We start from the raw sequence: 8,844 nt of genomic DNA, 5'->3' as shown, positions 1-8,844 counted from the left end.
GTTCCGCGCTATTCCATTCTGGCAGCCACTTGAGGATCTGCCTGTGGTCGGACCTCTTTACGATATTCCATGGTGGCAATGGACTCTGTTTGTAGATGCTGGCCGCGTTGCTGACGACTTCGACCTGGGAGAACTCCATACCGATATGAAGTACAGCGTGGGTGGTGGCATCCGCTTTAAGGTGGAAGGTGTCACCGTAAGAACTGAAATCGCCAGCAGTAAAGAAGACAACCGGCTTCGATTCTTCATTAACCAGCCTTTCTGAATTTTAATTTTCTGGCACATATTGACTGTGTGTGTTATACCTGAAAATACTTTAAACAATCTGAATAGTATTTATTGGTTATGAAACTCAACCTCATCAGCAACATAATTCTCCTACCCGTCGTGGTGATTAACATCTCCGCGCGGGGGTCTGTTGGCTGACAGATCAGAGTTTCAAGGAACCCCCCGCACCGAAAGGTCCGGGGGGTTTTTTCATATTTGGGGCCTGAAAACCCCGGGAGCACAGACAAGATGACGGCTCCGGACAAAGAGGATAGAACCATGCTAAACCTGAACAACCCAATAATTATTGCTATTCTGAGCCTGACCATTGTGGCAATCATCAGCCTTCCGGAACTGCTGCTGATTATCCTCCCTGTTGCCGTTTTGTTCTCTGCACAGCAGTGGTTTGAAATGAGCGTTAGCAAGCCTGTTCGCATCAAGGCTGAAGCTCATCGCGGGCACGAACGAGGTCAACCCCATGAACGGCGCTAATGCACTGGTAAAAAATCTTTCTCAGCGAGGGATTCAACATGTTTTCGGTTATCCCGGTGGCACCATCATGCCAGTCTATGACGCCTTTCTGGATTCCAATGTTGAGCACCTTCTCTGCAGACATGAACAGGGAGCCGCTTTCGCCGCCATAGGCTACGCCAGGGCCAGTGGTAAAACCGGAGTCTGTATTGCCACCTCCGGCCCCGGCGCAACGAACCTGATCACTGCTTTATCCGACGCCATGCTGGATTCCATTCCTCTGGTGGCCATCACAGGTCAGGTGCCTACTGCCATGATGGGAACAGATGCCTTCCAGGAAATCGATATTCTGGGTATGACACTGGGTTGTACCAAGCACAGCTTTCTGGTGACAGACCCGAATGATATCTGCGAAACCCTGAACAAAGCTTTCGACCTGGCCCGATCTGGCCGCCCGGGCCCTGTTCTGGTTGACCTGCCAAAAGATATTCAGCTGGCAGAGGCTCACTACGTGCCACCACTCAGCGTGATAAAAGAGAGAGCTGCCGACAGTTTTGACAGGATTAATGCTGCGATCTCTTTGCTCCGGAAAAGCAGCAAACCTCTTGCTTACGTAGGTGGCGGTGCAGGAATGGCGGATGCGATAGACGAGCTCAGGACATTCCTGACAGAAACCGGTCTCCCCAGTGTTTGCACCTTGAAAGGAATCGGAGCGATTCGTCCTGACGATCCCGGCTACCTTGGTATGCTGGGTATGCATGGAACCCGGGCTGCCAATCTGGCAGTGCAGGAATGCGACTTGCTGATAGCCATCGGAGCCCGCTTTGATGACCGGGTCACAGGCAAGCTTGAGAGTTTTGCCCCTGGTGCGAAAGTCATCCATCTCGATATTGACCCTGCAGAGCATGGTAAGCGTCGCCCTGTTGATGTCAGTCTTTGTGGTTGCCTGAAGAAGAATCTAAGCAGTCTGACCATTACTTTAGATCAGGGTGACTGGTTACAACACTGTAAGAACAGCCGCGCTGCCAGCCAGTGGTGTTATGACAAACCCGGGGAAGACATCTTTGCGCCTCTGCTTCTGAAACAGTTATCTGAGGCCACCCGCGAGAACTCTGTGATCAGTTGTGATGTGGGTCAGCACCAAATGTGGGTAGCTCAACACATGAGCTTCTGTCATCCGAATAACCACCTTTCCAGTGCCGGGCTTGGTACCATGGGCTTTGGTCTCCCGGCAGCGATAGGCGCTGCTATTTCAAGACCGGAAGACGATGTGATACTCGTCTCCGGAGACGGCTCTTTCATGATGAATGTGCAGGAGCTGGCCTCGATCAAAAGAAAACAGCTGCCCGTCAAAATGGTCTTACTCGACAACCAGCGACTCGGCATGGTGAAGCAATGGCAGGAACTCTTCTTTGACCAGCGCTACAGTGAAACTGACCTCTCGGACAATCCTGATTTTGTCACTCTGGCCAAAGCATTTGGCATTGAAGGCAGAATAATTACCAAAAGACATGAAGTAATCCCCGCTCTGGAAGAAATGCTTCAGGCTCCGGAGGCAAGAATACTTCATGTCTGTATTGATGAGCGGGAGAACGTCTGGCCCCTGGTGCCACCCGGTGCCGCCAACCACGAAATGATGGAGGCAAGAGCATGAGCGATTCCAAAACCCATTACTCCCTGACTATCCAGTGCTATAAAAAGCCAGAGGTACTGGAGCGGCTTCTGCGGGTAGTCAGACACCGGGGATTTGACCTTGAGAGCCTGTCCATGAACAGCTCCGAGTGTTGGAAAATGGTTTCTGCTGCTATTAATGTCTCCAGTGAGCGCCCCATAGAAACGCTTACCCGTCAGATCGAGAAATTATATGATGTTCTCGATGTGTGTCAGCCTGCAGCAACAGAAGCAATCCCTCGGGAAAGTATCATTTGAGGACAGGGTCAGGAAAGCGGAGTACTCTTCTCTTCCTGACTTTCTTCTGACTCAGTGACAAACATATCGAGGTCTTTGCTCTGGATATGTTCCAACAATGCATTACTGATGAACTCCCTCATCCAACGATGCGCTCTGTTCATCTCCCAATACTCAGGCCAGACAATATCAAAGCTGACTTTCGGAATATTTTTTGGGCACTCCCTAATCACGAAGCCAGACAGCTCTTCCATGAACATAGGCAATGAAGCCGGAGCCATAAACACGCAGTCTGTTCCCTTGATCAACGCCAGACTGACCGAAAGACTGGGCGACCAGGTTTTCACCTGAACCGAACTGAGGAAACGGTTGATCTCACTTTGCTGATGTAGATTGATATTGTCCCTCTGCACCACAAAGGAAAAAGACCTGAGAGCCTCTTCTGAAAAAGACTCATGGGCCAAAGGATGGTTTTCACAGAGAATCAGGCACATCCGATCTTTCATCAGTGAAAAGCAGGATAAACCTTCTTCCCGGGCGCCCATATAACCAATAGACAGATCCAGCTTTCCGGTTGCAACATCAACAGCTGGATTGATGGCCTGCAACTCAAAGGTCAGCCCGGGTGCCAACGCCCATATTTTTTGCAGTACTTCAGGCAGAATCCGTTCCAGCACCGTGTGTCCTGAAGCAATCCGGAAATGTCGCTGGGTGGTTGAGATATAAAACTGTTGGTTTTCAAAAATACTGCTGGCTTCCGTGACAACTCTGTTCACATCTTCATGCAGGGACATCGCCTTCTCGGACAAGAAAATTCGATTGCCTTTTCTCACCAGAACCGGGTCATTCAATGCTTCCCTTAACTGGGCCAGAGTTCGACTCATGGCAGACTGGGTAACACACATTATCTGCGCTGCTTTGGAAACACTCTGGGTGTCCAGCAGGGCTTTCAGACCAGGCAGCAGGTTCAGGTTCAGTCTGGAAAGATTCATAAATACAGCAGAGGGAATGACAGAAAATAAAAGTATGGCTAAAGAGCCCTACATTATGAATAAAACCTTTCAGAAAACCTTTCTTGAAAGACCACTCCGCTTAAAAGTAACACCTTAAGTCACCTGTTAGAAGAGCAGCTCCATGCCTTTACGTAGCACCCGAAGAGTACGGACGTACAAATACTTATTTAACCTTTCATTTGATTCGCAATCAGGTACACTGGAAATGTGCACTCGTTTACAGGCATTACTGAAAGCGCAGTTAAGGAGGGTCCATGAACCATAACAAGTACAAAGAACTGCAGGATCTGGTGGACAACTACCTGGACTCGGGGTTATCGGCCAGAGAGTATGTTGAAGCCTGTGTGGATGCAGGCGATATCAGCGCTGCAGAAGCCCTGAAGTTGCTGTCTGTTCTCAGGGAAGCCCAGTCAGTTACATTCAAGTTGGCCGAAGTCACGGATTATGAGAACCCCGGCCTTCAAATGACGCTCATGCGAAAAGGAGAGGAGTATGAAAATGATAATCCTCTTTTCAATATCACTTTTGATGAAAGCCTCGATCCTGACAGGGAGGAAGTGATCGATCTTTTACAGAGCTTTGCCAAGGACCTGGCAGTGTTGGCGACCCGCGGGGAGCTGAATGAAGCCGAAGCAGTGGACTCCATCGATGAGAGCCCTGAAGAATGGCTCGATCACCCTAACATCATGCCAGCCAGTGAAACCCGCCATTAACCGGATACTTCATTTCATCACCCGGGTAGATGAAACGAACGACTTCCCGGAGACCTGAGTTCCAGCCAGAATCAGCCAAAGCGCCCCTTCAAGGGCGCTTGCTTTTATCTAGATCAAAGTAAACTCTTCTGAAATCAACTGGTCGAGCCGCTTTAACGCTTCATGTGCATGAAGACCGGAAAGCCTGATACCCAGAGTCTCACCGCAAACCAGCTCAAGGCCGAGCAGTTTGACCAGACTGCGGCCGTTGACATACTCACCATTCTTGCTGACATTGCGCACATATACACGGGTGTCATAGTGCGTAAGGGCGGCAATCATGGCACTGCCACATCTGGCATGTAAACCATTGATATTGTTAATGAGATACTCCCTGGTCAGCTCCCTGCTTCTAGTGCATGTGCGACTGACCCAGCCTCTTTCAGAGGTTTCTCTCCGGCTTTGATTTAAGTAAGCCTTTTGCCATTCACTGAGACTGCCAAGCCCCGGTAGAGGTTTGCCCTCCAGCGCATCGATAATTTTTTCAGGCTCATGGGTACGAGCCAGATAACGGCATAGAAGGCGATCATCCAGAACCCGGGTAAGCCCCCCCAGAATCCTGAGGTGCTCATGGCAGTGGGCCGCTACGCCAAAGGCCAGAAAAACGGGCTGATTCACTCCCCACTCAACGCCCTCAGGAAACTGAATGACCACCACACCCGTTTTTTTAATGGCATGGCGAGACTGAGGCATGCCGTGGGGTATGGCGATACCGTTGTCCAGAAAAGTGGAAGCCAGCGTCTCCCGGGCGTGAATGCCCGGAAGGTAGTCGGCTGAAACCAATCCGGTTTCCAACATTTTGCTGCCAGCCAACTGCAAAGCCTCGTGCTTGTTTTTAGCCTCCTGCTGCAAAAAGATCTGTGTTTTTTCGAGTTTTAACATCAGTGAACGAACCGCGCTAAATCGTCCCAGCCAACAAACTATAGCCGAAACGCAAGAAGGCATTTATAGCCAGTTATCCTTCGGGTCAGTGTTTTTATAGTTTATGCCCCTTACAAAGTAGACCGGGACGAGACAGAATTCACTACAGAAGGGCTGATCCTGACTTCAGGCTTGCTCAACCCCCACGAATTGCAGATCCGCCTGCCCTTCACTCTGATGGGAGTTAATGGCTAACTGCCCTTTAGCCAAGGCACGCTTTAACCAAAAATTGGCAAGCCAGGTACCCAAAAAAGGCACTCTCGCACTATGAACTTGAAGGGAAGGTTGACTGAGTTGGACTACATCCTCTTTCAGGGGAGCCTGAACCGATAAAGACAGATCAGATCCCACCAACCAACTCAACAGCAAAGGTAACTTGCCCAGAACCTTGAGAACAGGCGCTTTCAGGGCAAAGCTCACTTGCGGTGTGTGACCATTAACCCTTGCTTTCAACTGACTGACCCCCGGACAACGGCTTAGGTCGCCCATACGAATCTCTGTCTTGGACAGTACTGTTTTTTCACCGCCCTCCTGAAGTGCCCTGAACACTTGCTTCTTGCTTTCACCTTTACTCTCTGACAAGGCATCGCTATTAACTCCCGGGGTTTCAGAAGGAGGACTCGATGTTTGTTTTGATCTTTGAGGGAGCGAATTAACTCTAATATCACCTTCTTGATTGATGACTGGAGTCACCTCAACGTCTTTAGGTAAGGATGTCGGTTTAGCAGGACTCGATAAATCTTTCTGCTCATTAAAAGGAGAAGGAGCTTCCGGAGATCTTGAGACTGAGACTTGTTCAACGGTATTTTTGAGGGGTGCATCCACTAAAGCCGCAGGGTTCATCAAAGGTTCCGGTTCCCCCAGCAAGCCCAGACAAAGCAGGTTCATAAGCTGACTGGACGACTGAGGATTCATACCCATTTCTTCTTGAAACAGCTGACCCAGCTCGCCGACCTCAAGCTTCTGTCCCATAAGACGAGAGACGGCAAGAACCATCAACTCTTTATCTTCATCCGGTCGCTCTACAGCTTCAATCCGAACATCCCCGTCTGCCAAACGAGCCATACTGCCTATGTCGACAGAAAAGTAACTGGCCACATTAACAGGCTCATGGGCACCAAGAGAGCTGTAATGTTCAGAGGTACAAGCCTGATACTGTTTCCATAGCCGTTCCAGTGCCCGAAACTCAAGAGGAAAGTCCAGCAGCAGTATTTCATGGACAATCCTTCCCATGGGTGAACTCACTTTCAGAGAGACGTCTTTGAAGCTGGCCGGAAACGCTTCACAGGTATCAGACACTTCGTTGACCAGCCCCAGATTCAGGGAAACATCAGGCACTTTGATTTCAAGCACACCATCATCACCCAGGCTGAACCCGGAAAGCTTGAGAGAAGCGGACGATAATTCGGCATGGGAAGTGTCTGTGAAGTCAATGCGCTGCTCGCTGAAATGAATCGATTCAGACGCTGACTGGCCTGACGTTTGCCTTCTGGTAATCCCTCTTAAGGTATGAAAGAGCTTCAGGGCATTTTGGTAAGACTGGACAGATTTTCCGGCATTGGCCTCTCGATACACAACAGCCGCCGTATGATTTTTCTGAGCCGATAGCGCCTCTTTCTTCTTCTGCAACACATTTCGGGATCGCTTCAGGTCTGTCAGGTATTCCGCCAGTATGGCCTGACAGGCTTTTTTCGTCTTACTTTCCTTAATCTTTGGAAGATCCTCTTCCAACATCTTTATCGATTTTTCTCTAACCTGACACAGGGCTGCAAAACTTTCGGCTTTCACAGTATCGCCAGCTTCTTTAACTCTGGACTCTTTAAGGCTATGGGCACCCAGTTCTTTTTTCCAGGTTGTCACAAGCGGAGAGAATAATCGGATGATCCCTTCTCCCATTGCTTCAGTGAACAGATCTGACTTCACTTCCCCCCCTGCCATTTCCAGACCATCAACCGAACACTGAATGATGTCGCCCAGCCGCCTTTGCGCAGCCAGTCCGGATGTTTCTGCAGACAGGGAGTTCAATGCTTCGGAAACTTTTTTATAGGCGCTAAAAATCTCTGTCTTTCTACAAGTCAATAATTTGTTCAAGGGTTCAGCAAGAGGTTCACCAATGCGAACCCGGCAGCTCCCCTTCATCTTGATGGGGCCAACTGCTTTGCTTTCCCCCTCAGAAAAACAATGGGCAGAGAGCTCCGGCACTTCCAGCTCAAGATAACCCTTCTCAAAACAGAAACGCCCGACATTGACCACCAGATTTTTAACCTGAAAATCATAACGGTCAGGATCGGTCACTTTGATATCGCCCAGACGCATTTCAAACACCTTGCCCTGGTGCTTCTTTTTCTGGCTTTTATTAAAAACATCTTTCAGTAGCATGAGGGCTTCAATGCCGGTTGAGATATTCTCTTCCAACACTTTCATATTCAGAGACTGTTGACTTTTACTGGCAGACAGACTCTGTTCATAAGATTGCACCTGCTCAACGGTTTTTCTTAAATGAGCCCTCTTGATAACCAGCTGCTCGTGTTTTGTGAGCTGCTTTGCTATCAGATCACCGTATTCGCCTATCTGTTCAGGAGTCAGAAGCTCGACACTTTCGCGCAAAGTTTGCAGTCTCCCCTCAATAGGCTTCAAACCTTCCTCAAGCTTTTTAATATCTCGATGGATTATTGTCTGGTTTTCCAGCTGTCTATTGATTAAATCGCGAACTTCTTTCTGACTGTTGCTGGCAACCGATGCAATCGCAGAGCTGAAGAAAGACAGAAAACTGGACGACAGTGAACTGAGTGCACGGGTCAACAGACCGGGTTTAACGGGAACCGCCTCAATCCCCCTTTCAGCCAGTGACCGGAAGGGTTTGTGTTCTGAGCGAGACACTATCTGCTTGCGGGTAATCTCTTTCTTGTGAACCCCCTGGACTTCATTGGGCAAGTCTGAAGATGGAGCCAGATGTGGGAGCTTCCTGCCCGTTCCTTCGCTTCCTAATTTCATTATTTTGCGTTTCCTATCGCCTCGTACAAAAGTGTAACACGCTCGAACTCAACGCAACGACTTTATTGCAGCGAGCTTGCACGGGTTCGCCAAGGCACACCTACCGTCTCACCTTTCATAAGCGCACAATATTTTGCTATCCAAAAATTTCACTCCTGAGCTATCTGGTCCCATGCTCCCCGGCGTCAATAAAAGACAATGGTCAAATCCACGGGCGGTAGCGTCAATTTTTACGTTCATTAGATGAGTTCATGAAGGATCATGATTTGCTTCAGGTAATCTGCCGGGTCAATCGTCTGGATACAGAAGTGCACATCAGGATAAGGCCTCAGCATGAATGCTCACTAAATCACTGGCCGGATGTTACCGGACTGAGTGACCGAATGCACCGGAATAGCCACAGACCTGAAGAGAAAACAAAAGAAAGCCGCTATGAGTACACGTTATCTGCCTGAAGTCCTTGCTAGGAGCCTGACCGAGAATAGCGCCCGTAGCGAGGACGGCAGAAAATTGAGGAT

8 protein-coding genes are annotated in these 8,844 nt (G+C 49.3%); 5 read left to right on the top strand and 3 right to left on the bottom strand.

The genetic code is table 11. From position 1 onward, the window contains the following. From KDK16_RS05140 to ilvM, 4 genes are all read left to right on the top strand, one after another. Nucleotides 1–265, top strand: a 265-nt coding sequence (locus KDK16_RS05140; protein ID WP_257274987.1) for a hypothetical protein, incomplete at its 5' end; no start/stop codon positions are given. A gap of 281 nt (nt 266–546) precedes the next feature. Beyond that, nucleotides 547–759, top strand: coding sequence for a hypothetical protein (locus KDK16_RS05135; protein WP_257274986.1), 213 nt, complete (start codon nt 547–549; stop codon nt 757–759). After that, complete coding sequence (gene ilvG, locus KDK16_RS05130) at nt 746–2,392, top strand: acetolactate synthase 2 catalytic subunit (RefSeq protein ID WP_257274985.1); 1,647 nt, start codon at nt 746–748, stop codon at nt 2,390–2,392. Before KDK16_RS05135 ends, ilvG begins: the two co-directional genes overlap by 14 nt. Further along, nucleotides 2,389–2,667 (top strand): acetolactate synthase 2 small subunit, encoded by a 279-nt coding sequence (gene ilvM / locus KDK16_RS05125; RefSeq protein ID WP_257274984.1) that lies wholly within the window; start codon nt 2,389–2,391, stop codon nt 2,665–2,667. The genes ilvG and ilvM overlap by 4 nt, the downstream gene beginning before the upstream one ends. Nucleotides 2,668–2,675: 8 nt before the next feature. Here ilvM and KDK16_RS05120 read toward each other — a convergent pair whose 3' ends face one another. Beyond that, nucleotides 2,676–3,638: a LysR family transcriptional regulator gene (locus KDK16_RS05120; RefSeq protein WP_257274983.1), complete on the bottom strand. Its 963-nt coding sequence runs from the start codon at nt 3,636–3,638 to the stop codon at nt 2,676–2,678. A 275-nt stretch (nt 3,639–3,913) separates the two neighbouring features. Here KDK16_RS05120 and KDK16_RS05115 point away from each other — a divergent pair, with 275 nt between their 5' ends. Beyond that, a complete protein-coding gene (locus tag KDK16_RS05115; protein ID WP_257274982.1) occupies nt 3,914–4,372 on the top strand; it encodes a hypothetical protein in 459 nt (152 codons plus the stop codon). 108 nt (nt 4,373–4,480) lie between these two features. Here KDK16_RS05115 and KDK16_RS05110 read toward each other — a convergent pair whose 3' ends face one another. Then, nucleotides 4,481–5,293, bottom strand: coding sequence for a PTS sugar transporter subunit IIA (locus KDK16_RS05110; protein WP_257274981.1), 813 nt, complete (start codon nt 5,291–5,293; stop codon nt 4,481–4,483). Between the two features lie 165 nt (nt 5,294–5,458). Next, a complete protein-coding gene (locus KDK16_RS05105; RefSeq protein ID WP_257274980.1) occupies nt 5,459–8,326 on the bottom strand; it encodes a hypothetical protein in 2,868 nt (955 codons plus the stop codon). Nucleotides 8,327–8,844: the final 518 nt, after the last annotated feature.

The sequence above is a fragment of the Endozoicomonas sp. SESOKO4 genome, from assembly GCF_024606275.1.
This window is presented reverse-complemented; position numbering and strand designations above follow the sequence as displayed.

What these genes read in the sequence shown, in the direction of transcription:
- KDK16_RS05120 (WP_257274983.1), bottom strand. Translation starts at nt 3,638, where the DNA reads ATGAATCTTTCCAGACTGAACCTGAACCTGCTGCCTGGTCTGAAAGCC.
- KDK16_RS05105 (WP_257274980.1), bottom strand. Translation starts at nt 8,326, where the DNA reads ATGAAATTAGGAAGCGAAGGAACGGGCAGGAAGCTCCCACATCTGGCT.
- ilvM (WP_257274984.1), top strand. Translation starts at nt 2,389, where the DNA reads ATGAGCGATTCCAAAACCCATTACTCCCTGACTATCCAGTGCTATAAA.
- KDK16_RS05135 (WP_257274986.1), top strand. Translation starts at nt 547, where the DNA reads ATGCTAAACCTGAACAACCCAATAATTATTGCTATTCTGAGCCTGACC.
- KDK16_RS05110 (WP_257274981.1), bottom strand. Translation starts at nt 5,293, where the DNA reads ATGTTAAAACTCGAAAAAACACAGATCTTTTTGCAGCAGGAGGCTAAA.
- ilvG (WP_257274985.1), top strand. Translation starts at nt 746, where the DNA reads ATGAACGGCGCTAATGCACTGGTAAAAAATCTTTCTCAGCGAGGGATT.
- KDK16_RS05115 (WP_257274982.1), top strand. Translation starts at nt 3,914, where the DNA reads ATGAACCATAACAAGTACAAAGAACTGCAGGATCTGGTGGACAACTAC.